General features: G+C 32.3%; 18 protein-coding genes. 7 read left to right on the forward strand and 11 right to left on the reverse strand.

The window, feature by feature from the left end; all coding sequences use genetic code 11:
- Nucleotides 1-16 precede the first annotated feature (16 nt).
- The 4 genes from Q4517_RS05145 to Q4517_RS05160 are packed head-to-tail and all read right to left on the reverse strand — an operon-like array spanning nucleotide 17 to nucleotide 3,947.
- Complete coding sequence (locus tag Q4517_RS05145) at nucleotides 17-2,086, reverse strand: SPFH domain-containing protein (protein ID WP_303506989.1); 2,070 nt, start codon at nucleotides 2,084-2,086, stop codon at nucleotides 17-19.
- A gap of 27 nt (nucleotides 2,087-2,113) precedes the next feature.
- Complete coding sequence (locus Q4517_RS05150) at nucleotides 2,114-2,824, reverse strand: hypothetical protein (RefSeq protein WP_303506991.1); 711 nt, start codon at nucleotides 2,822-2,824, stop codon at nucleotides 2,114-2,116.
- A 2-nt stretch (nucleotides 2,825-2,826) separates the two neighbouring features.
- On the reverse strand, nucleotides 2,827-3,540 hold the full coding sequence (locus Q4517_RS05155) for a PspA/IM30 family protein (RefSeq protein ID WP_303506993.1): 714 nt from the start codon (nucleotides 3,538-3,540) through the stop codon (nucleotides 2,827-2,829).
- Nucleotides 3,541-3,551: 11 nt separating this feature from the next.
- The gene (locus Q4517_RS05160; RefSeq protein ID WP_303506995.1) at nucleotides 3,552-3,947 is read right to left on the reverse strand and encodes a molecular chaperone Tir; all 396 of its coding nucleotides are present in this window, start codon (nucleotides 3,945-3,947) and stop codon (nucleotides 3,552-3,554) included.
- Nucleotides 3,948-4,182: 235 nt separating this feature from the next.
- Between Q4517_RS05160 and Q4517_RS05165 the strand changes: the two genes are divergently transcribed.
- A complete protein-coding gene (locus Q4517_RS05165; protein ID WP_047789347.1) occupies nucleotides 4,183-4,941 on the forward strand; it encodes a helix-turn-helix domain-containing protein in 759 nt (252 codons plus the stop codon).
- 4 nt (nucleotides 4,942-4,945) lie between these two features.
- Here the strand turns inward: Q4517_RS05165 and Q4517_RS05170 are convergent, their stop codons facing one another.
- Both Q4517_RS05170 and kynU read right to left on the reverse strand, forming a co-directional pair.
- The gene (locus tag Q4517_RS05170) at nucleotides 4,946-6,343 is read right to left on the reverse strand and encodes an NAD(P)/FAD-dependent oxidoreductase (protein ID WP_303507000.1); all 1,398 of its coding nucleotides are present in this window, start codon (nucleotides 6,341-6,343) and stop codon (nucleotides 4,946-4,948) included.
- Complete coding sequence (kynU, locus tag Q4517_RS05175) at nucleotides 6,343-7,602, reverse strand: kynureninase (RefSeq protein WP_303507003.1); 1,260 nt, start codon at nucleotides 7,600-7,602, stop codon at nucleotides 6,343-6,345. Before kynU ends, Q4517_RS05170 begins: the two co-directional genes overlap by 1 nt.
- 148 nt (nucleotides 7,603-7,750) lie before the next feature.
- Here kynU and Q4517_RS05180 point away from each other — a divergent pair, with 148 nt between their 5' ends.
- Genes Q4517_RS05180 through Q4517_RS05190 form a run of 3 tightly spaced genes read left to right on the forward strand, consistent with a single transcriptional unit; the run spans nucleotide 7,751 to nucleotide 9,613 of the window.
- A complete protein-coding gene (locus Q4517_RS05180) occupies nucleotides 7,751-8,527 on the forward strand; it encodes an IclR family transcriptional regulator (protein ID WP_303507005.1) in 777 nt (258 codons plus the stop codon).
- A gap of 9 nt (nucleotides 8,528-8,536) precedes the next feature.
- Nucleotides 8,537-9,103 carry a Crp/Fnr family transcriptional regulator gene (locus Q4517_RS05185; RefSeq protein ID WP_303507007.1) on the forward strand — a complete coding sequence of 189 codons (567 nt, stop codon included), beginning with the start codon at nucleotides 8,537-8,539 and terminating at the stop codon, nucleotides 9,101-9,103.
- A gap of 57 nt (nucleotides 9,104-9,160) precedes the next feature.
- Entirely contained in the window at nucleotides 9,161-9,613 is a 453-nt protein-coding gene (locus Q4517_RS05190; protein WP_303507009.1) for a hypothetical protein, read from the forward strand.
- Between the two features lie 66 nt (nucleotides 9,614-9,679).
- Here the strand turns inward: Q4517_RS05190 and serA are convergent, their stop codons facing one another.
- Together serA and Q4517_RS05200 are read right to left on the reverse strand one after the other, a co-directional pair.
- Nucleotides 9,680-11,572 (reverse strand): phosphoglycerate dehydrogenase, encoded by a 1,893-nt coding sequence (serA, locus tag Q4517_RS05195; protein WP_303507011.1) that lies wholly within the window; start codon nucleotides 11,570-11,572, stop codon nucleotides 9,680-9,682.
- A 167-nt stretch (nucleotides 11,573-11,739) separates the two neighbouring features.
- Complete coding sequence (locus Q4517_RS05200) at nucleotides 11,740-12,549, reverse strand: hypothetical protein (protein ID WP_303507013.1); 810 nt, start codon at nucleotides 12,547-12,549, stop codon at nucleotides 11,740-11,742.
- A gap of 131 nt (nucleotides 12,550-12,680) precedes the next feature.
- Between Q4517_RS05200 and gcvP the strand changes: the two genes are divergently transcribed.
- Nucleotides 12,681-15,536, forward strand: coding sequence for an aminomethyl-transferring glycine dehydrogenase (gene gcvP / locus Q4517_RS05205; RefSeq protein ID WP_303507015.1), 2,856 nt, complete (start codon nucleotides 12,681-12,683; stop codon nucleotides 15,534-15,536).
- Nucleotides 15,537-16,570: 1,034 nt separating this feature from the next.
- Here the strand turns inward: gcvP and rlmF are convergent.
- The 3 genes from rlmF to Q4517_RS05220 are packed head-to-tail and all read right to left on the reverse strand — an operon-like array spanning nucleotide 16,571 to nucleotide 19,688.
- The gene (rlmF, locus tag Q4517_RS05210; RefSeq protein WP_303507017.1) at nucleotides 16,571-17,428 is read right to left on the reverse strand and encodes a 23S rRNA (adenine(1618)-N(6))-methyltransferase RlmF; all 858 of its coding nucleotides are present in this window, start codon (nucleotides 17,426-17,428) and stop codon (nucleotides 16,571-16,573) included.
- Nucleotides 17,428-19,023 (reverse strand): bacillithiol biosynthesis cysteine-adding enzyme BshC, encoded by a 1,596-nt coding sequence (bshC, locus tag Q4517_RS05215; RefSeq protein WP_303507019.1) that lies wholly within the window; start codon nucleotides 19,021-19,023, stop codon nucleotides 17,428-17,430. Before bshC ends, rlmF begins: the two co-directional genes overlap by 1 nt.
- Nucleotides 19,023-19,688, reverse strand: coding sequence for a class I SAM-dependent methyltransferase (locus tag Q4517_RS05220; RefSeq protein WP_303507021.1), 666 nt, complete (start codon nucleotides 19,686-19,688; stop codon nucleotides 19,023-19,025). Before Q4517_RS05220 ends, bshC begins: the two co-directional genes overlap by 1 nt.
- Nucleotides 19,689-19,809: 121 nt before the next feature.
- Here Q4517_RS05220 and Q4517_RS05225 point away from each other — a divergent pair, with 121 nt between their 5' ends.
- Nucleotides 19,810-21,744 (forward strand): BatA domain-containing protein, encoded by a 1,935-nt coding sequence (locus tag Q4517_RS05225; RefSeq protein WP_303507023.1) that lies wholly within the window; start codon nucleotides 19,810-19,812, stop codon nucleotides 21,742-21,744.
- Entirely contained in the window at nucleotides 21,741-23,000 is a 1,260-nt protein-coding gene (locus Q4517_RS05230) for a dihydroorotase family protein (protein WP_303507025.1), read from the forward strand. Before Q4517_RS05225 ends, Q4517_RS05230 begins: the two co-directional genes overlap by 4 nt.
- Nucleotides 23,001-23,003: the final 3 nt, after the last annotated feature.

Here is a 23,003-nt window from a genome sequence, read left to right on the forward strand (position 1 = left end):
CTCGGAAAATATTATTTTAACTCATCTTTTTATTAGAAATATCTAATCCTTTTGCTAAACTAAAAAGGTTTCCTAAGAGTGTTTGATCATCAGCAGATGTTGCTCTATCTTTTAAACTCATTAGCAAATTAGCAATTGTTAAATTTTTAATATCCTCAGAAGAAATTCCATATTTCACTGCAAAATCTCTTACACGTTCCATTAAATTCCCTTTTACATCATCACTACTTAGTATAGCGTCTTTTACTTCTTGTAAATTACTACTGTTTTCAATCATCTTGTCCAGTCCTTTTGCCTTGGTGATTTGCCCCATGATTTGCTCAAAGAACATTGTTTCTCCTCCTACTATATCAATATTAGCAGACTTTAATGCTTGTCCTATAACATCAGCTTGTGCATCTGCAATATCTTTTTGGATGTTAATATGTGCTAAATCTACTTTTAAATCTTTTTCTAAACGTAGTTTAAACTCTTCATGTTCTTTACCAACACCATCTAACTTTTTCATTGCTGCTGCTTTCTCTTCTATTCCAGCTGCATCTGCTAAGGCTTTTTCTCTTATAATTTCAGCTTCTGCCATTCCTTCTTTCCTTAAGGCTTCTGCTTTTGCTTCAACTCCAACAGCCTCAGCTTTTGCTTTCTTCTCTATAATAAGAGCCTCCATAGTACCAAAGCGTTCGCTAGCATCTGCTTTGGCATGCATTACTTGTGCTTCTGACATTCCTAAAGTAGCTTCTTCTTTTGCTTTTGCATCTGCTAATGTCTTACGAGCCTCTGCTTCCTTTTCACTTGCTTCTTTGTGTGCCTGTGCTTCAATATTTATTTCTTCTGCTTTTTGTTTTGCAGCTTCTTTTTGAGCCTCAGCTTCTTTAATTGTTTTAATTAAATCTTCTTGAGCTTTTGCTTCTGCTAATGTAATAGCTACTTGTTTTTCCCTTTCTGCTGTTTTAAACGCCTGAATATCTTTCATATTCTCTTGTTCTTCAACCACTCCTTTTTCTAAAGTAACACGATCACGAATAACATCTTGTATGTTTTTCTTTTCTACCTCAACTACTTTTTCTTTTTCAATCTGAGCTAATGTAACAATTCGCTCACGTTCAGTAGCTTCTAACATCCTATCTTTTTCTACTCTTTCAGTTTCAACAACATCTGTACGTAATTTGTTCTTAGCTGCTACAATAACTTGCCTTTGTTTATTTTCCTCTGCAACTTGTACCTTTTCTTCTGTTACTATTCTTGCCGACTCAGACTTTAATAATTCTTCTTGGTTAACTTTTAAGATTTCAGCTTCTTCTCTAGCTTTAACATTAGCTATTTCACGTTTCTGTTGCTCTTCTTTTTCTGCCAATTGTTTGTCTAACTCTAAAATAGCTTCACGAGCTTCTACATCTTGCTTTCTAATCGTTTTCTCTTCGTCTCTTTTAATTAAATTCGCCTTAACATTTTGTACTGCAGTTAGTTCAGTAATCTTTTTTATTCCTTCTGCATCTAAAATGTTATCAGCTTTTAAATAAGATACTGATGTTTGCTCTAAATAATCAATTGCGCAATCTTCAAGCGTGTATCCATTTAAATCTGTCCCAATTATATCTACAATTTCATCTCTAAACTCCCTACGCGCCTCATATAACTCAGTAAATTCAAACTTTTTACCTACAGTTTTTAACGCTTCTGAAAACTTGGCTTCAAATAAGTCTTCTAAAGTTGAAATATCTGATGCTCTGTCGCAACCTATAGTTTGTGCTACTTTTTTAATAAATTCTACTTCATTATTAACTCTTACAAAAAAGGCAACTTTAATATCTGCTCGCATGTTATCTTTACAAAGCAATCCATCATTACCTAAACGTTCTATTTGAATTTTCTTTACAGATATATCCATTATTTCTACTCTGTGAAACACAGGTATTACATACATCCCTTTATCTGTAGCCACCTTGGTACCTCCAAAACCTGTACGTATCAAAGCTTCCCCTTGTGGTACCTTTTTGTAGAACATTGCTATTATAGCAAAATATAAAACAATAAGAAATAGAATTAAACCTACTCCTACTCCAATAACCTGTAATAAACTGTTTGTCATAGTTCTTTTTTTTAAAAAATTTTTGTTTTAATTAATATATGATTGTGCGTAATAAAAAGACTTATCCTGACTTTGTTTTATAATCAAGATTTGCTCTCTAAATTGTATTGGACTCCCGTCTAATGATTTAATATTTATTGACAAATAAGTCCCTTCAGCTTTTACTTCGGCTGAACCTAATTTTTTTTCTTTAATACTAGATAAAGAAACACCTACTCTACCTACTATTTCTATCGGTAGATCTCCATGTTGATTCAAGTTCTTAAAAAAATTTTTAAAAGGTGTTGTGAATATTTTATTGATGAATAGCGACGGTAAAAAACCTATTAACATTAGCACAAAACCAAAGCTATTATTTATACTACCTGTTAAAACAGTAGAAAATGCTGTACAAATCCACCAAATAAAAATCCAACATGTAAATGTGAACATAAAAGGCAGCCCTACAAAGTTGAAATAAATCAGAAATATTTGCCACCATTTTAGTGGTTTTCTTTTCTTTCCTAATACATCCTCTTTATTTACTTCTGCATTTGAAACATCGTGAAAATCTGCATTTCCTCCTTCTATTCCTGAATCTGTATCAATATCAAAATCTGCATCGATGTCTACGTCTATATCTAAATCGAAATCAACTCCTGAAATCATTGTCACTATCCAATACAACAACAGTATAATTACCAGTATTGTAAGTGGTAAGTTAACAGATGAAAATATAATATCAGTAAAAGTGTTCAATTTTATTCTTCTTTATTATTTAACCCTAATTTTTCTTTTAATTTTAACAGACTTTCTTCTGCTGAAGTTTCAGTTACATCTGCCGCCTCTGACAGTTCCTGATCTATTGATTTAGAAGATTTCGCTATTTCCCCATAAGCTTCAGCTAGAGCCTCTTCTTGTTTTACTTTCTCTTTCATGCGTTCTAACATAGAAACTGTGCTTGTACTATCAACATCAGCCATTTGTTTATTCAAATTCTTTGTTGCTTTAGAAACTTTAACTCTAGCTTTTAATGTTTTCAACTCATTTTCCCATTTGCTAATATTCTGTTTAATTTCCTGAATATTATATTCTAATTTACTCACTGAGTCATTAAATTGAACCTCTTCTTTTTTCACCATTAATATTTTATGGTTCATTTCTTCTTTTTTCATTAAAGCTTCCTTCGCTAGTCTGTCTGCCTCAGAAAGTTCCATATCTCCTTTTTGTCCTTTTTTCAAAATTAATATCGCTTTTTGCTCATAATCTTGACTTTTAAAAGTTAACTCTTCTACATCGTTTTTAGCTCGAATAGCCAATGCTTTTACTTGCGCTAAGGATTCTAAACTTTCCTCAAGGTTTAATTTTAAGTCTCTAATTCCTTGTTCTGTCATTTTAATAGGATCTTCCATCTTATCTATCGCAGAATTTGCTTCTGATTGCCCTATTTTAAAAAGTCTTTTAAAAAAATTCATATCTATTTTTTTTAATATTTTGAAAAATTAATAATGTGATCTGAGTATTCACTTAAGAGTAAGCTAAGTGAGTTTAAACTAGCTTCAAACTCATTGGCGTCTAAATTCTCTAATTGAAGTGTATCTCTAAAAATAACACGTTCTCCACTTTCATCTAAGACAAAAGCTCCGTGGATTATATCTCTATTCTTTTGCAGTAAACTCCTAAAAATTTCTTGATTAGGCTCTTTAATTTTAAAGATATATTGTTCAAAAATTATAATTGGATTTGCAACTCCTATAATTAAGTTTTTAATTCCTTCGTTTTCTTTCTCAACAACAAAAATCCCTTCTTCTTGATTCTCTTTTACAATATTGAAGTTTAACTCTAGTAAAAAAATCTTTACCTTACTAAAATGTGCATTCATTTTCAAGTAGTTTAATTAGTTTGTATAGCATTCTTTTTAAACGATAATATTACAAAAAGTTTCTAAAATTTAAAGACACTTAACACAATATTATTTAGTTACATAATTTTAATATTTAAACATCCTCTCTCTAATTTTTAAACTAAAAAAATTAGCAAAAACAAAAATAATTAGCTAATATTGTTTGCTCAAATATACAAAAACAAAAACAATTAGCAAATAAAATTAGCAAAACATGTCATTTTTTGGTAAAAACATAAAAAAAATAAGAAGTGTTAAACGCTTAAGCCAGCAAGCTTTTGCAGAACTTTTCAACCTTAAGAGAGCTACACTGGGCGCTTATGAAGAAGGCAGAAGCGAACCAAAAATTGATACAATTATAAAAATTGCTAATTATTTTAGCATTCCTATAGACAATTTATTAACTTCAGAGCTCACAGTTAATAATTTACTTCAGTTTAAAGAGGATTTAACCCTAGAAACTGAAAAACTATCAAAAGAAACCTTCACCATTATACCCTGCATAACCGAAAAGACAATTACAGAATACATAAAACACCACAACAAAACTTCTTTTATTGATGATTTATCCAAAATTCAACTCCCTATTAACTCTCAAAAAAAACTCAGAGCTTATACCGTTTCTAATTTAGAAATGGCTAATCACAATAATGGATTATACCCTAACGACATAGTAATAGGCCAGTTTACACCAAACAACACTATAAAGAACTTAAAAAATGGAGAGCTCACACTAACTCTTGTTAAAAATGAATTGATTCTACGCAAACTATACATTGAAAACGATTCTGTAACTCTACGTGCAAACCATAAAAACATCCCCGATAAAACATTTTCTATTACAGATATTAAAGAATTGTGGAAAATACAATATGTATTTTTCAATAGAATTCCTGACCTTAATACCTCTATAGAAAACAAACTTTCTTTTTTAGAACAAGAACTTTTGAAACTAAAAAGAGAACTACAATAAATAACTATCTAAATCCAGCTATTTTATCTTCTTCTAAAATTTCATTAGTTTCTTCTTGCACCTTTTTTAACACCTCATTCAAATCGGTGATTGTATCTAAATCGTGATGAACTACCATGTTTAACAAGGCTTTATCTTGCGCACGTCCTTTTTTCATCGCTTCTGCATACGGAATCTCTTCATTAAAAGTTACCATAGAATACTTTGAAAAATATTCTGTTGGGAACGTCTTTTCTAAATCCATTTCTAACTTTCTCTTTTGCTTAAATAATGGATTCGCTACATGGTCTCGCATTTCATAAAAATTGTCAATGGCTAAATCAGCAATCGCATCGGTATCTTCTTTACGTGCTTTTTCATACGCTTTAAAAGTAACTTGCCAATCTCCTTCGTGCGTATCTAGAATCGTATCAAATACGGTTACATCTTCAAACGAAGCATTCATTCCTTGTCCATAAAACGGAACAATCGCATGTGCTGCATCTCCCAGTAACAAGGTTTTATTTTGATAATGCCAAGGTGAGCATTTTACCGTTCCTAAAGCTCCAGTCGGATTATTAATAAACTCATCTTTAATACTTGGTATCAACGCTAAGGCATCTGAAAATTCTTTTTCAAAAAACTCAGTTATCTTTTCTTCTGAAGTTAAGTTGTTGAAATTGTATTCTCCTTCGTCGTAACTCAAAAACAAGGTTACCGTAAAACTTCCATCTAAGTTCGGCAATGCGATTAACATGTACTCTCCACGAGGCCAAATATGCAAATGATCTTTACTAATTAGGTGTTTTCCTAACTTGTCTGCAGGAATTTCTAATTCCTTGTATCCGTGTGTTAAAAAATTCTGCGAATAGCTAAATAAGAATTTTCTTTCTAAATAGTAGCTTTTTCTCAATGCTGATCCTGCACCATCAGTCCCAAAAATCACATCTCCATCTACTGAAAACTCTTCTTTAGTATTGTAATCTTTAAAATGTGCAACTGTATTTTCAATATCTACGGAAGTACATTCCGTATTAAAATGTATTGTTACATTTTCGTGTTTTTCTGCTTCCGTTAATAAAATTCCGTTTAAATCACCTCTTGGAATAGAGTTGATATACTCTCCTTCTCTTCCTGAATAATTAGAAGCAAACGTATTCCCTTCTCTATCGTGCATTAAACGTCCGTACATCGGAATACAAATTTCACGCGCTTTTTCTTCTACACCACATAAACGAAGTGCTTTAAAACCACGATCAGATAATGCTAAGTTGATAGAACGTCCTGCTGAAATATCGGTAACTCGTAAATCTGGACGACTTTCATACATTGCTACCTTATAGCCTCTTTGTGCTAAACGAAGTGCTAATAAACTTCCGCATAAACCAGCACCTATAATTACTATGTTATCTTTTTTACTCATTACAATAATTCTTTTAATTTCTCAACCATTCTAAACACATCTTCAAAACTATTATACATTGGCACAGGGGCACAACGTATTACATCAGGCTCTCTCCAATCGGTAATAATATTATTTTCGGTTAATTTTTTGTGCAAACTTTTATCTGCATGCTGCACTTGAATAGATAATTGGCATCCTCTTTCTTTCGGGTTAGATGGTGTAATTATTTTAATGCTGGCCGTATCAATCTGATTGATTAAGTATTCAAAATATCCCGTTAATTTTTCCGATTTAGCTCTTAACGCTTCCATTCCTACTTCTTCAAACATATCTAACGAAGCTCTAATCGCTGCCATTGATAAAATTGGCGGATTACTCAACTGCCAACCTTCTCCTCCTGCCATTACATCAAAGGGTTGACGCATATTGAAACGAGTTTCTTTATTATGATTCCACCATCCTGCAAAACGAGGTAAGTCTTTATTGTGCGCATGTTTTTCATGTACGAATAGGCCTCCTAAACTTCCTGGTCCTGAGTTTAGATACTTATAGGTACACCAAGCAGCGAAATCAACTCCACTATTGTGCAATTCTGGAGAAATATTTCCAGCACCGTGTGCTAAGTCAATTCCCACCATGCAATTTTTAGCGTGTCCAATTTCTGCAATACGTTTGATATCTAAATACTGTCCTGTATAATAATTCACACCACCTATCAACAACAAAGCTATTTCATCACCTTGTTCATCAATTATTTTCTCTAAGTCTTCTATTCGTAATAACTCTTCTCCTTCACGGGGTTTCCATTCTATCAATCCTTCTTCAGTATCAAAACCATGAAATTTTAATTGCGATTGTACTGCATATCTATCCGAAGGAAACGCATCACTTTCTATAACAATTTTATACTTTGTTTTAGTTGGTTGATAAAACGATACCATTAACAAATGCAAATTGGTTGTTAAGGTATTCATCACCACCACTTCTAATGGTTTTGCTCCTACAATTTTTGCCATCGAATTTGTTAAAAACTCATGATATGGCATCCATGGATTTCGAGCTTCAAAATGCCCTTCTACTCCATATTTTGCCCAATCGTCTAATTCTTGTTGAATGTATTGTTGCGTTTGTTTAGGTTGTAATCCAAGAGAATTCCCCGTAAAATACAACCAGTCATTTCCTTCGGCATCTTTTGGAATATGAAACTGCGCTCTTAAATGCGCTAAATTATCTTCTTTATCTAGTTGTTGTGCGTAATCAAGTGTTGGTTTGTGCATACTTATCTTTATTTCTAAAAACCATTTTAAAGACACTAAAGATACTTCATTTTTGACTCAAAATAAAAACCAAAGTGTTTCATATACTAAAACAGCGTTTTATAAACTTACCAACTTTTATTATATTAGTCAATATTTTTTTAAAAAAATGAATACAGGTTCTAAAAATTTAAATCAGTCCATCATCAAAGCATTTACTGTTTTAGATGCTTTTACTAATGATAAAAAAGAATGGGGTGTTAGAGAATTAGCTACTATAACTGGCTATAACAAGAGTACCGTATACAGATTATTAAGCACTTTAGTTTCGTTAAATGCTGTGCAACAAAACAACAACGAAAAATACCAACTAGGAAGTAAATTATTTGAATTAGGGAACCGTGTTGCTATCTATAAATCACTAAGAAACTTAACTAACGAGTCTATACAAAAAGTAGCCTTAGAAATTAAGGAAACTGTTTTGTTGGGTATTTTAAAAGAACAACAAGTACTACACATTAATAAAGCAGACAGTTTACAAGGACTAAAAATAAGCACTTCTATTGGTTCTTACGCCCCTATTAATGGCAGCGCAATTGGAAAATTATTATTAGCTTTTTCTTCGTTAGAAACACAAAGAACTTTTTTTAGTTCAGTTACACTGCAATCATTCACTAAAAATACGTTTACCTCAACCTCAAAGCTCAAAAAGGAAATACAATTAATTCAGCAACAAAAGTTTGCTTTAGATATTGAAGAGTTTGAAATTGGTTTGGTATGTATTGCAATACCCATATACAACAAAAAAGGAAAGGTTATTGCTGGATTGAGCGCATCTGGACCTTCCAGTAGGTTTAAAATGGAAAATGTTGCTAGCTATATAAAAATCTTACAGAATGGTGCTGCTGAGATAGAAAATAGACTAAGTGATTTTAATAGATTATAAAATTGAATCATGAAACAAATTAAAACACTTTTACAATCTTTTGCTAACATTTCTGATAAAGATTCAGATTACTTTTCTTCTAAACTAAAAAAACAAACGCTTCAAAAAAAGGAAATACTATTGATCAAAGGAGAAACAGAAAATTACCTTTCTTTTGTTGAGGAAGGGGTTTTAAGATTGTTTATTCCAAAAATTGAAAACGATGTTACCTTTGGTTTTGTTTTTAAAAATAGCTTTATAAGTGCTTATGACTCTTTTTTAACACAAACTCCATCTGAATATAGTATTGAAACGTTGACTCCTACTGTTTTATGGAGATTATCTTCTAATGATTTAGAAAGCATCTATCAAAATACTTCTATTGGTAATGAAATTGGAAGAAAAAATGCCGAAAGTTTATTCTTGCTAAAGTCAAAACGAGAGCTTTCTTTATTAAACAACACCCCTGAAGAACGATATCTTAACCTTTTTCATGAAAGACCTGAGTTAATCAAGCAAATTCCATTAAAATATATAGCTTCTTATATTGGGGTAACCCCACAAGCGTTGAGTAGAATTAGAAAACGAATTTATTAACCCAAGTTCATTGATTGTTTTTAAAAGTTTATTCAATTTTGAGAAAAATTTTAATCAATGAAACCATTATTTATTTTACTAATCATTTTTATAATTTCTACAGGAGTTCAGAAACTATTTTTAAAAAGTGTGAACTATACTCTTTCTGGCAGAATCGCCATGTGTGCTATGTTGCTATTTACTGCTTTAGGACACTTTTTATTTATAGATGGCATGAGTAAAATGATTCCGAATTTTATCCCTTTAAAATCATCTATAGTAATACTAACAGGCGTATTTGAAATTATATTGGCAATTGGTTTACTATTACCAAACTACCAAAAAACCACGGGCTGGATTCTTATTGTATTCCTTGTATTAATGTTACCCGCCAACATAAAAGCAAGCTTGGAGAACTTAAACTATCAAACGGGTACTTATGATGGTAAAGGACTTTCTTATTTATGGTTTAGAGTTCCTTTACAGTTCTTTTTTATTGTTTGGGTGTACTTTTCTACTTTAAAAAAGTAATTATAAATAAAAAAGGTCTACATTTTACTGTAGACCTTGAACAATATAATTTGTTTAAGACATGATTTAGTATAATACTCTAAACTTAATCGTTCCTTCTACTTTTTTAAGTTTAGTAATCACTTCTTGATTGTATTCTTTATCCACATCAGTAATTACATAACCTACCTTTTCATCAGTAGATAAGTATTGCCCCGTAATGTTCAACTCATATTTTGCTAATACTTTATTGATTTTCGCCATCACGCCAGGTACGTTTTTATGAATATGTAAAAAACGGTGTGCGTTTTTATGCTTTGGCAAGCGAATATTCGGGAAATTCACTGCATCTACCGTATTTCCTGAGTTGATATATGCCATAATTTTGTTTGGAACAAAATCAGCTATATCTTTTTGAGCTTCTTCAGTGCTTCCTCCTACATGCGGTGTTAAAATCACATTATCCAGCCCTTTTAACTCCGTATAAAAATCACCATTTTTTCTTGGCTCTTCAGGATAAACATCCACTGCAGCTCCAGCAATTTTACCTGATTTTAACGCACTCACTAATGCTTCAATATCTACCACAAACCCACGAGATAAGTTCACCAAGTGTGCACCATTTTTCATTTGTGCGATTTCCTCTTTTCCTATGTAGTTTTTATTTGCTGAATTATCATCAACATGTAATGTAACTACATCTGAAATATTCAACAATTCATTTAATGTATCTATTTTTGTAGCATTTCCTAAAGACAGTTTATCTTCTACATCATAATAATACACATCCATACCTAAAGCTTCAGCTAATACAGATAATTGTTTACCAATGTTTCCGTATCCAACAATTCCAAGTTTTTTACCACGAACCTCTCTTGAACCTTGTGCTGTTTTATTCCATTGACCGTTATGGATTTCTGTACTTCTTTGAAACACACTACGCATTAACATTATAATCTCTCCAATAGCTAGTTCAACCACCGAACGTGTGTTACTATATGGTGCATTAAAAACCACTACTCCACTCTCTTTACAAGCTTCTAAATCAATCTGCTTCGTACCAATACAAAAAGCAGAAACTACCATTAACTTTTCGGCAGCTTCAATAACTTTACGAGTTACTTGTGTTTTAGAACGGATTCCTAACACATGAACATCTTTTAACTTTTCAATCAATTCATCTTCTGATAAACTTCTTGATACAGTTTCTACAGAAAACCCATCACCTGTTAGCTTTGTAAAAGCATCAGAGTGTACGTTTTCTAATAATAATATCTTAATTCTGTTTTTTGGGTATGATAAGTTTCTAGGCAATTTGTTAACGTATAAAAATTCATCTAAATTTGGTGTAATATGGTCGGCATTTGCAATCGTTTTATCCCTCGATACATTCTCTGTATATGCAAAGAAAGTATCAGCAACACCTGCTTCTTTGGTAACTGCATCACTATACCCATCACCAATAACTTGCACTTCACCTTCTAAATTTAAGGATTTTAAACAATCTATCTTTCCATTATGTTTAGACAATGGATTTTCAGTATCAAATCCGACAATAACTCCATCTTTGTCAAACTCAAAAGTATTTGCGAATACTCTTTCCGACGGAATGTTATACTCCGCAACTATAGGATCAATAAACTCTTTAAACCCTGCTGAAATCACATAAATATCATCAGAAAAGCTCTCAAAAAACTCTTTATTTCTTTCAATAGAAGGAGACACTTTTTGTCTCAATTCTTCAATTAACAAAGGTAAATCTGACTTTTTAGCACTTAATAACTGAATACGTTTTTCTAAGGATTCCGTAAAGGACACTTCTCCATCAATTCCTTGATTGGTAATATGGATTACTTCTTGAATAATCTCTTCCTTTTTTTGATTTCCTTTTAAAGTGATTTCAGCTAAAACATCTAATGCTTCCACACTGGTTAGTGTGCTATCGAAATCGAAAACGAAATTTCGTTTTACTAAATTCATGTTATTTATTTGTGTTTTTCTTGTTGTGTTGTTAAGCAACGAATGTACAAAGGTTTTCTTAAAAACACATATTACAAACCCCTTAAGTTTCAGTTTTTAACTAAAGAAAACACACTTTTTAAAAGCTATTACTTTTTAAGATTTTATCCCTCTAAAAAGCTTCAATTTTAAACCAGTAAGAACAACCACCAAAAGATAGGTATAGCTTCAACCCAGAAAGAGCTATAATATTTAGATTGATTTACTTTTGATCTCATTAATAAAACTAAAAGTACAGAAAACAACACCAAAAAAACAGTTCTAAAATGAGTATTAGGACTAATAATAAACTCCAACACCAAACACAACCCTAACAAAACAGCACCAAACTTTTTAGTGTTTTCTATACCTATTTTTTTAGGAATCGTTTGTAAAGAAATAGCATCATATTGTACATCTCTAATATCAAAAGGGAGAATTAATATCACCACTAATAAAAACCGTTGTACCGCAGATAGATACACTTCGCTTGTAAAAAAAGTTTCGCTCGCATATACTGGCAATAATACCGTAGTACTCGCCCATACCAAAGCCACCACTACTATTTTTAAATAACCAATACTTCGTAAGTTTTTTTGAAACCCACTTAAAAAAGGCACTGCATATAAAAAAGTTAACAACCCAAAAGGCACAAAAAATAATAATGTCTTTAATGGAAGTAACCATGCGTAATAACACATCAACAAAAAACAAATCAGTGAAAATATTTGAATAATTTGTAAATTTTTAGTCAAACTTCGGTGATGTAGTTTTGCAACACCAGCATATTTCACAAAGTTATACCCTGTAATTGTCGCAAAAAACACAAAAAAACTTAGTGATTCATCATACGAAAAACCAAAGTATAGCTCTGTAATTCTAAATAAAGAAAACACCGCAAAGGCTACATGAATGCTAGAGTTGATATAAAAATCGAGTACTTTTTTAAAAAGGTTCATCTAACAAAAATAACTTTTCTGTTTATAACCAGTTGTTTTGGTTAATAAAATATTGCTTTTAACAAAAAAATATGCGTTAACAAATCAACCAATTTCACTATTTTTGAGGCACGAAAAACAACAACACAATAATGAACACAAATTCATTTCAACTAAGGCATATAGGTCCTCGTGTTAAAGATCAGGATCAAATGCTTCAAACAATTGGCATAGAGAGTTTAGACCAATTGATTTACGAAACTATTCCCGACGATATTCGTTTACAAAAAGAGCTTGATTTAGCTCCTGCTATGAGCGAATATGAATACCTAAATCACATTAACGAATTAGGTGCAAAAAACAAAGTTTTTAAAAGTTATATCGGTTTAGGATACCACGAAGCTATTTTACCTAGTGTTATCCAACGTAATATTTTAGAAAACCCGGGATGGTATACTGCGTATACCCCTTACCAAGCTGAAATAGCACAAGGACGTTTAGAAGCCTTGTTAAATTACCAAACTATGATTTGTGATTTAACAGGAATGGAATTAGCTAACGCATCATTATTAGATGAAAGTACTGCAGCTGCAGAAGCTATGGCTTTATTATTTGATGTTCGTGAAAGAGCACAAAAGAAAGCAAACGTAAACAAGTTCTTTGTTTCAGAAGAAATTTTACCACAAACCTTATCAGTATTACAAACACGTGCTATTCCTATCGGAATTGATTTAGTAGTTGGTAATCATGAAGAATTTGATTTTTCTGAAGAATTCTACGGTGCTATCGTACAATACCCTGGAAAGCATGGACAAGTGTATGATTACACCGATTTCGTAGCTAATTGTAACGCAAACAATATTAAAGTAGCTGTTGCTGCTGATATTTTATCGTTAGTAAAGTTAAAAGCTCCTGCTGAATTTGGTGCTGATGTTGTGGTAGGTACTACACAACGTTTTGGTATTCCTTTAGGATATGGAGGGCCTCACGCTGGATATTTTGCTACTAAAGAAGCTTATAAGCGTAGTATTCCTGGTCGTATTATTGGAGTTACCAAAGATGTTGACGGTGGTCGTGCCCTTCGTATGGCACTACAAACACGTGAGCAACATATTAAACGTGAAAAAGCAACTTCAAACATTTGTACTGCACAGGTATTATTAGCAGTTATGGCAGGTATGTATGCTGTATATCATGGTAAAGATGGTTTACAATACATTGCAGATCGTGTACACACAAGCACTACATCCTTAGCAAAAGCGTTAAACGATTTAGGTTTCAAACAAAAAAATAGTGCTTATTTTGATACTATTTTGGTTGAAGTTGAAGCAGACAAATTACGCCCTGTAGCAGAAGCAAACGGAATCAATTTTAACTACATTGATGAAAATCATATTTCAATCTCTGTAAATGAAACCGTTGGATTAAAAGAAATCAACGATATTGTTGATTGTTTCGAACAAGCATTCAATATCAAAGACATTTTAGTTACTGAATTTACTACTACAGATGTAATTCCAACAGACGTAAAGAGAGCAACTTCTTTCTTAGATAACGATATATTCAATACGTATCAATCAGAAACTGACATGATGCGTTATATCAAAAAATTAGAGCGTAAAGATTTAGCATTAAATCATTCAATGATTTCTTTAGGGTCTTGTACTATGAAGTTAAATGCTGCTTCTGAAATGTTACCGTTAAGCAATCCTCAATGGGGGAATATTCACCCGTTTGCACCATTAAACCAAGCGGAAGGATATCAAATCATGTTAAGCAACCTTGAAAACCAATTAAATGTAATTACTGGTTTTGCAGGTACTTCATTACAACCTAACTCTGGTGCACAAGGAGAATTTGCTGGATTAATGACTATTAGAGCGTATCATGAAGCAAATGGAGACACCAACAGAAACATCTGTTTAATTCCTGCATCTGCTCACGGAACGAATCCTGCATCTGCTGTTATGGCGGGTATGAAGGTAGTAGTTACTAAAACCGATGAAAGAGGAAACATCGACGTAGAGGATTTACGTGCAAAAGCTGAAAAACACGCTGATAATTTAGCTGCTTTAATGGTTACTTACCCATCTACGCATGGAGTATTTGAAAAAGCTATTAAAGAAATTACGCAAATTATTCACGATAATGGCGGGCAAGTATATATGGACGGTGCAAACATGAACGCACAGGTAGGGTTAACAAACCCTGCAACCATTGGTGCCGATGTTTGTCACTTAAACTTACACAAAACATTTGCCATTCCTCACGGTGGTGGTGGACCAGGTGTTGGACCAATTTGTGTAGCACCACAATTAGTTCCGTTTTTACCTACCAATCCAATAATAGCAACTGGTGGTGACAGTGCCATTACTGCTATCTCAGCAGCTCCTTGGGGTTCTGCTTTAGTATGTTTAATTTCTTACGGATACATTACTATGTTAGGTGCTGACGGATTAACAAATTCTACTAAGAATGCTATTTTAAACGCAAACTATATTAAAGAGCGTTTAAGCGAACATTATAGCACTTTATATACTGGTGAAATGAACCGTGCAGCTCACGAAATGATTTTAGATTGTCGTGAGTTTAAACAAAACGGAATTGAAGTTACTGATATCGCAAAACGTTTAATGGATTACGGATTCCACGCTCCTACGGTATCTTTCCCAGTAGCTGGAACGATTATGGTTGAACCGACAGAATCTGAAGGTGTAGCTGAGTTAGATCGTTTTTGTGATGCCTTAATCTCTATTAGAAAAGAGATTGCTGAAGCAATCAAGGAAACTCCTAACAACCCGCTAAAAAATGCACCTCATACACAAGAAATGTTAACTGCTGATGAATGGAACTTACCATATTCTCGCAAGCAAGCCGCATTTCCTTTAGATTATATTGCAGACAATAAGTTTTGGCCTTCAGTACGTCGTGTAGACGATGCTTTTGGTGATCGTAACTTAATTTGTTCTTGTAATCCTATTGAAGATTACATGGAAGCGGAAGCATAGAAACAAAATCATACAAACTCAAAAACCTCATCAAAAAAAGATGAGGTTTTTGTTTTTATAAACTATGCTAAAACGGTCATTTCGAGTGATAACGAGAAACCTCATGAAGCAGAGTTACTCATAACTTTAAGACCTCTCAACTTACTTCGTAAACTATCTTTGTTCAAAATATATTTTGAACTCGATAATGTTCGAGGTGACGGTAGTTGAGAAAAAGATTGCTTCGTCCTACCTCCTCGCAAAGACGATAATAAAAACACCCTTAGAAAACAAGCCAAAAATCACATCTAACTGTCACTTCGAGTGAAATTCACGAAACGTAGTGAAGGGAATTTTGTATCGAGAAGTATTTGATAACAACAAGGTTCTCGATACTATTTTGTTCCACTTAGTTACACAAAATTACTCGAACTGACATTTCAACGTTATTATGAACAAACATTGAGCACAATCTAAGCGGAAAGTGACGTAATCTCATAAATCTAAAACGGTCATTTCGAAGAAGCGATTTTATGAGCAACTGAGAAATCTCATAAAGCAGAGTTACTCACAAACATATACTTTCATTTTGTCTTGATATAAAACGCCCTCAGAAAGCAAGCCAAAAATTACATCTAACTGTCACTTCGAGTGAAATTTACGAAACGTAGTGAAGGGAATTTTGTATCGAGAAGTATTTGGTAGTAACAAGGTTCTCGATACTATTTTGTTCCACTTAGTTACACAAAATTACTCGAACTGACATTTCAACGTTATTATGAACAAACATTGAGCACAATCAAAGTGGAAAGTGACGTAATCTCATAAATCTAAAACGGTCATTTCGAAGAAGCGATTTTATGAGCGACTGAGAAATCTCATGAAGCAGAGTTACTCATAACTTTGAGATTTCTCGCTATCGCTCGATATGACGGGAAGCGAGAAAAAGATTGCTTAACCAATAATGATTAAAAGTTATCAGCAAATTAGTTAACCTTTACAGTTATAACTTTTTTAAAACAATTTCACCTCAACAACAAACTAACGACTACCAGCTACAAAAACCTCCAACACACAATACGTGTTACTTTGTTTCCTTGGTGCATAGGAATTATTTTAAATTCTTTAACTCCTAGCTTTTTTCCTGAGTTTTGTAAACTTTCTACGTTTTCTTTTTTAGACACTAAACTCGTAAACCATTTACTCGCTTTTGGTAACTGAGAGCTTTCGTACAAGTAGGTGTGTAAAAAAGCTTTTTCTCCACCTATATACCATAATTCATTAGAGTTTCCTGCAAAATTACGTACCGCATTGTTTCCTAAGTTTCTTGATTTTCTTCGGTTGGCTCCTCTCGCCTCTTCTGCCGATTTATAAAATGGCGGATTGCACATCGTTATTGTAAACGCATCCTCTTCTTCTATAATTCCTTGTAAAATGTGCTCTTCTTTAAACTGTTGCCTTAATTCAACCTTATCCGTAAAACCATTATCGTCTATAATGTCTTGAGCATAATCTAGTGAATCTAAATCGATGTCAGTAGCTACAAAATTCCAGTCATATTCTGCAACTCCCAACAAAGGATAAATACAACTTGCTCCTGTACCAATATCTAACACTGTTACGGTTTCCTCATTCGCAACCAAATCAGCTAAATGATGGATATAGTCTACTCTTCCAGGAATTGGCGGGCATAAATTATTATCAGAAAAATTCCAATGTTCAATATTATAATGAGTAGCCAATAAAGCTTTATTAAACTCTTTTACAGCTATTGGGTCAGAAAAATCGATGGTTTCCTTCTCAAATTTTTCAATAACAAACTCTGCTATTTTTGGATACTTTTCTTTTAAGAGTTTAAAATCGTATCCGTTTTTGTGTTTGTTTTTTCTGTGTAATCCTTTTTTATCTGCCATTAAAGTGTAATAACTGTAAATTCTAGTTGTAACGGGTGTAAGTTTTCTTTTAGAATTGTAATAAAGTCAGCTCCATATTCTAAATAGAATTCTGAAAAGTTACGTTGACGTTCTTCTAAACTTTGATTAGGTAATAATTCGTTTTGCAAAGCTACGATTCTTTCTACTGTTTCTTTTTGATGTCTTTTTTCTGCACGAAGCCATCTTTTTTCAAGGTTTTCTAATCCTTTAACCTGCTTTCTTTCTTGTGCATTTACTGCTCCTACAAAAGAAACATCGGTTTTTTGAGCTAGTTTACGTAAGTCGTCAAACTGTTCTTGTAAAAATTGTTTCTGTTTGGTAAAGTCTACTTTAGCATCACCATTATCCAACACCTTTCTTGCCAACAAATCATCTTGTTTTAAAAACACTTCTTCTTCTGAAACGTTAAGATTTTCAAGCTTTTTTTGTTGCTTTTCTGAAAGTATTTGAGCCGAATTTCTCAATAACAAAATAGGAAACGGAACATTTACTTTATCAAAATATGCCTTTAACTCTAACCAATACGCTAACTCTCCTCCTCCACCTATGTAACAGAGGTTAGGTAAAATTACCTCTTGGTATAGTGGACGCATAATTACGTTTGGCGAAAAACATTCTGGTTCACTATGTAAATGGTTTAAGATTTCATCCTTTGTCCAAGAAATATCTGTATTATTCACTTTGTATATTCCGTTTTCAAGAATAATACGTTCACGAATCCTATCGGTAATATAAAATAAGTTTATCTCACGCGGATTTACTTGTATTTTATATGACTTTTCTAGTTCTGTAATTGTTTTCGATACTTCTTTATAAGAGGTTTCGTGCAATAAATCGTATTCTACATACGGTGTCAATGCTCTTTTCAACTCTCTTTCATCAGCATCTAAAATTACCAAACCATACTTTCCAAAAAGTTTATCAGCTATGTATCGAGTTGCATCTGCTAATTTTTTGTGTTGCAAATAACCTTTTTCAAATATCTCTTTTATTTGAACAGCATTTTTTGAACTTCCTAAATGCTCTGCAAATACCTCAAAAACATCTTGTAGCCCTTCCGTTGTAAAACGCCCTACTGGTCCTGTTTGATCTGAATTCCATTGTACTTTTTTCCCTTTGAAATTGAAAAAATTGATTTCTTCAAAATCGTGGTCTTCAGTTGCCATCCAATACACAGGTACAAAATTCTCATTCGGAAATTGCATTGACAAGTGCTCGCACATGTTTATAGTTGATATAATCTTGTATAAAAAGTATAACGGCCCTGTAAATAAGTTCAGCTGATGCCCTGTTGTAATTGTAAATGTATTCTCTTCTAGTAAACTTTCTATATTTTTTTGCGTGTCGAACGACAAATCAATGTCTTTGTATTGTTTTCTCAATACTTCAACCAACCTTTTTCTTTGAGTGCTTGAAATAGGATTTTCTTTCTTTTCTTCTAGTTGTTTTTCAAAGTTTCGCAAACTCGGATAACGGTTATAAAAAGGTTGAATATTTTCATCAGCCTTTAAATAATCCTCCATTGTTTTAGAAAAGAATCCTGTGTTTTTATAAGGGATATTGGTTACGTTCATTACTTGTGCGTTCTTTGAAATAAGGTGTAAACATACGGACGTTCTCCTCCGTACGGATTTACAAATGTGTGATTAAAACTATTGACTAAAACAAAATCGTTTCCTAATTTTTCTTGTAGCATTTCCGTATTGTAACGTTGTAATTGCAATCCACAACATTTTTCTGCTCCGTCTAAAGCAAAAACAGCTATAATTACGAATCCGTCAACTTTTACAAGCTTCTTTAATAGATTAAAATAAGCGTTTTGTTCTTCGGTTTTTAAAAAGAAGTGTAGTACCGCTCTATCGTTCCAAACATCAACTTCATCAAACTCATGTAACTTGGTTGGAGTCACTAAATCATCAGCTATAAAATTAACTTTTGAGGCATTTTCTCCTAATCGATTTTGTATATCGGTTAGTGCTTTTTCAGATAAATCATTTGCTATTAAACCTGAATATCCATCAGCTACTAACTCATCAATTAACATGGATGAACCAACGCCTACATTTAAGATTTTGGCATTTTTTGGTACGTTAGATTCCTTTAATAATTCAATTATTTCTTTCGGATTTTTTTCGAACCATCCTAGTTTTTCTGTTGGATTTTTTACGTAGGCAGCATTCCAGTGTTTTTTATAATTAATTTCTTCCGGAATGTTACACTCACTCTCTTTTGTAGTCATAGTCCAAAAATAGGAAAATTTAATTCTTTGTCGAAAACTTACCAGACTTCTAACAGATTTTTAACTACATTCTTTTTTTAACCATCTATTTAGGTATTTTTACAGTTAGTAAATTATAATTATGCAGTTTAAACATCCTGAGATTTTATATTTCTTAGCTTTTTTACTCATTCCTATTTTGGTACACCTGTTCCAACTACAGCGATTTGTAAAAGTTCCGTTTACCAATGTAGCTTTTTTACAAAAGTTAGTGTTGCAAACACGTAAAAGTTCTCGTATAAAAAAATGGTTGATTTTAGCCACGCGTTTACTGCTACTTGCGGCTCTTATTTTTGCATTTGCTCAGCCTTATTTTAGCAATCACAAAGCAAATGAAGAGCAACATTTCTTTATATATCTTGATAATTCTTTAAGTACAAATGCTATTGGAGAAAAAGGTAATTTACTACAAATTGCTACCCAAGAAATTATTGAAAATTCTACAGAAAAAACAAGTTATTCTTTACTTACAAACGATCATTTTTACGCAAATAAAACAGCTACTGAACTAAAAGAAGAGCTGTTGAAGACAACAAATACTGCAAAAAACAGAAACCTTGCTGATGTTTTTTTAAAGATGACTAGTGAGCATAAATCTGCTACTTCTCCTACCAAAAACATTGTGATTTCTGATTTTCAAAACACTAAAAAAAAAGAAATTAACAACGTTCCTAAAAATACTTCTTTTATAAAGTTAGTTCCTGAACAACAAAGTAATATTTCTATTGATAGTGTTTTTGTAGATGACAATGGTGGCTCTAATTTTAACGTACATATTGTTGTAAAAAATCAAGGAAATGCTAAAAATGATATTCCTATTGCTATATACAATAATGACAAGTTATTGAATAAACAAACCTTTAGCATTGGAAAAAACAAGACTTTAGAGGTTACTTTTTCTGTTGTAAAAGCACCTGTATTTTTAGGTAAAGTAATTATTAATTTTAATGACACCTACGGGTTTGATAATTCGTTTTATTTTACTATTAATGCTAACGAAAAAGTTAATGTACTAGCTATTGGAGAGCCTAACAACTTCCTACAGCGAATTTATACGAAAGAAGAGTTTAACTTTACTTCTTCTACCCTACAAAACACCAACTATAATTTGATAGATAAGCAGCATCTTATTGTTTTAAATGAGTTAAAAAACATTCCTGAAACACTCATAAATAGCTTGGCAAGCTATGCAGCCAAAGGTGGAAATATAGTTGTTATCCCCAGTAATAAAGTAACTCTTTCTTCTTATAACAACCTTTTTAGTAAACTAAATACTGGAAAATTATTTTCACTAAAAAATGACAGCTTAAAAGTTACTACGATTAATTATAATCATCCTCTTTTAAAAAATGTTTTCGAAAAGAAAGTTGCTAACTTTCAATATCCGTTTGTAAAAAGCTCATTTAATACCGAGTTTACAAATACTAGTAACCTTGTTTCTTTTGAAAACAAACAAGGTTTTATTAAACAGATTCGCTTACCTAATGCTTCTATGTATTGGGTAGCGGGTTCTTTAAATAAAGACAATAGCAACTTTACGAACTCACCTTTAATTGTTCCTGTTTTTTATAACATTGGAAAACAGAGCTTACAACTTTCTAAGTTGTATTATACGATTGATAAACAGAATACTATTGATATTGATACCCAACTAGGAAAAGATGAAGTTTTAAGTATTGCTACTAATAAAAGTTCTTTTATTCCTTTACAACAAACTTTTCAAAACAAAACACGTATTACAACTAAAGATCAACCTTTAGTAGATGGGTTCTATAAAGTACAGCAACAGAATAATGTACTTAGAAATATTGCTTTTAATTACGACAAAAGTGAAAGTTGTTTAGATTTTTTAATGTTTTCTGAAACTAACAATATGACTATATCTACTTCAGTAAAAAACACCTTGGAAAATATTAATGATGAAAACAAAATTCAATGGCTTTGGAAATGGTTTTTGGGCTTAGCTATTGTATCTTTGCTTTTAGAAATTTTGATTTTAAAATTCTTTAAACCATGACAACGCTGCTTAAATCGGCAACAATAATAGATGCTTCTAGTCCTTATCACCAACAAACTAAAGATATTTTAATTACCGACGGTATTATTACCAAAATTGACAACAACATTGCTAGTGAAGAAACCTATACTGTTGTAGCGTTTGAGAACCTTCATGTATCTTCAGGTTGGTTTGATACAAGTGTTTCTTTTGGAGAACCTGGTTATGAAGAACGCGAAACCTTGCAACATGGTGTACAAGTAGCTGCTAAAAGTGGATTTACTCATGTAGCTATCAACCCTAATACACATCCTATTGTTGATAATAAATCGGCTATTGAATTTTTAATTAATAAAGTAAGTGGAGCTGCAACCAGCATTCATCCTATTGGGGCTTTAACGCAGCAAAGTAAAGGTGTTGAAATGTCTGAAATGTACGACATGCAACAATCGGGAGCTATTGCTTTTGGTGATTATAACAAACCTGTTAGCAACGATAATCTATTAAAAATAGCATTGTTGTATGCTCAAAACTTTAATGGGTTAGTATTAAGCTTTCCTAAAAATAATTTAATTGCTGGTGAAGGTGTTGCTAATGAAGGTAAAAATAGTACGCTTTTAGGCTTGAAAGGAGCTCCTGCACTTGCAGAAGAAATTCAAATTTCTCGTGATTTATTTTTACTAGAATATACTGGAGGAAAACTACATGTTCCTACAATCTCTACAGCTAAATCTGTTCAACTAATTAAAGAAGCAAAAGAGAAAGGATTAGATGTAACGTGTAGTGTTGCTGTACATAATTTAGTATTAACAGATGATGAATTACATGGCTTTGAAGCTAACAAAAAGGTAAATCCTCCCCTACGTACAGAAGAAGACAAGAGAGCTTTAATACAAGGTTTAAAAGAAGGTATTATTGATATAATTACTTCAGATCACAACCCTATTGATGTTGAACATAAAAAAGTAGAGTTTTCTACTGCAAAAGACGGAACCATAGGTTTAGAAAGTGCCTTTGGAGCTTTAAATACAGTATTAGATTTAGAAACTATTATAGGCTGTTTATCTAACAATCCAAGAAAACGTTTTAACGTTAAATTGGCTTCTATAAAAAAAGATGAAAAAGCTAGTTTATCTATTTTTAATCCTGATGGAGAATATACTTTTTCAGAGCAAAACATTGTGTCTACTTCAAAAAACAGTATCTTTCTAGGAAAAAAATTAAAGGGAAAAGTATATGGTATTTACAATAATAATCAACTAATTCTAAACTCATAAATT

This window comes from Tenacibaculum sp. 1_MG-2023 (assembly GCF_030547425.1).
In the GTDB taxonomy this organism is placed as follows: domain Bacteria; phylum Bacteroidota; class Bacteroidia; order Flavobacteriales; family Flavobacteriaceae; genus Polaribacter.

What these genes read in the sequence shown, in the direction of transcription:
- Q4517_RS05145 (WP_303506989.1), bottom strand. Translation starts at nt 2,086, where the DNA reads ATGACAAACAGTTTATTACAGGTTATTGGAGTAGGAGTAGGTTTAATT.
- Q4517_RS05155 (WP_303506993.1), bottom strand. Translation starts at nt 3,540, where the DNA reads ATGAATTTTTTTAAAAGACTTTTTAAAATAGGGCAATCAGAAGCAAAT.
- Q4517_RS05160 (WP_303506995.1), bottom strand. Translation starts at nt 3,947, where the DNA reads ATGAATGCACATTTTAGTAAGGTAAAGATTTTTTTACTAGAGTTAAAC.
- Q4517_RS05165 (WP_047789347.1), top strand. Translation starts at nt 4,183, where the DNA reads ATGTCATTTTTTGGTAAAAACATAAAAAAAATAAGAAGTGTTAAACGC.
- Q4517_RS05170 (WP_303507000.1), bottom strand. Translation starts at nt 6,343, where the DNA reads ATGAGTAAAAAAGATAACATAGTAATTATAGGTGCTGGTTTATGCGGA.
- kynU (WP_303507003.1), bottom strand. Translation starts at nt 7,602, where the DNA reads ATGCACAAACCAACACTTGATTACGCACAACAACTAGATAAAGAAGAT.
- Q4517_RS05180 (WP_303507005.1), top strand. Translation starts at nt 7,751, where the DNA reads ATGAATACAGGTTCTAAAAATTTAAATCAGTCCATCATCAAAGCATTT.
- Q4517_RS05185 (WP_303507007.1), top strand. Translation starts at nt 8,537, where the DNA reads ATGAAACAAATTAAAACACTTTTACAATCTTTTGCTAACATTTCTGAT.
- Q4517_RS05190 (WP_303507009.1), top strand. Translation starts at nt 9,161, where the DNA reads ATGAAACCATTATTTATTTTACTAATCATTTTTATAATTTCTACAGGA.
- serA (WP_303507011.1), bottom strand. Translation starts at nt 11,572, where the DNA reads ATGAATTTAGTAAAACGAAATTTCGTTTTCGATTTCGATAGCACACTA.
- Q4517_RS05200 (WP_303507013.1), bottom strand. Translation starts at nt 12,549, where the DNA reads ATGAACCTTTTTAAAAAAGTACTCGATTTTTATATCAACTCTAGCATT.
- gcvP (WP_303507015.1), top strand. Translation starts at nt 12,681, where the DNA reads ATGAACACAAATTCATTTCAACTAAGGCATATAGGTCCTCGTGTTAAA.
- rlmF (WP_303507017.1), bottom strand. Translation starts at nt 17,428, where the DNA reads ATGGCAGATAAAAAAGGATTACACAGAAAAAACAAACACAAAAACGGA.
- bshC (WP_303507019.1), bottom strand. Translation starts at nt 19,023, where the DNA reads ATGAACGTAACCAATATCCCTTATAAAAACACAGGATTCTTTTCTAAA.
- Q4517_RS05220 (WP_303507021.1), bottom strand. Translation starts at nt 19,688, where the DNA reads ATGACTACAAAAGAGAGTGAGTGTAACATTCCGGAAGAAATTAATTAT.
- Q4517_RS05225 (WP_303507023.1), top strand. Translation starts at nt 19,810, where the DNA reads ATGCAGTTTAAACATCCTGAGATTTTATATTTCTTAGCTTTTTTACTC.
- Q4517_RS05230 (WP_303507025.1), top strand. Translation starts at nt 21,741, where the DNA reads ATGACAACGCTGCTTAAATCGGCAACAATAATAGATGCTTCTAGTCCT.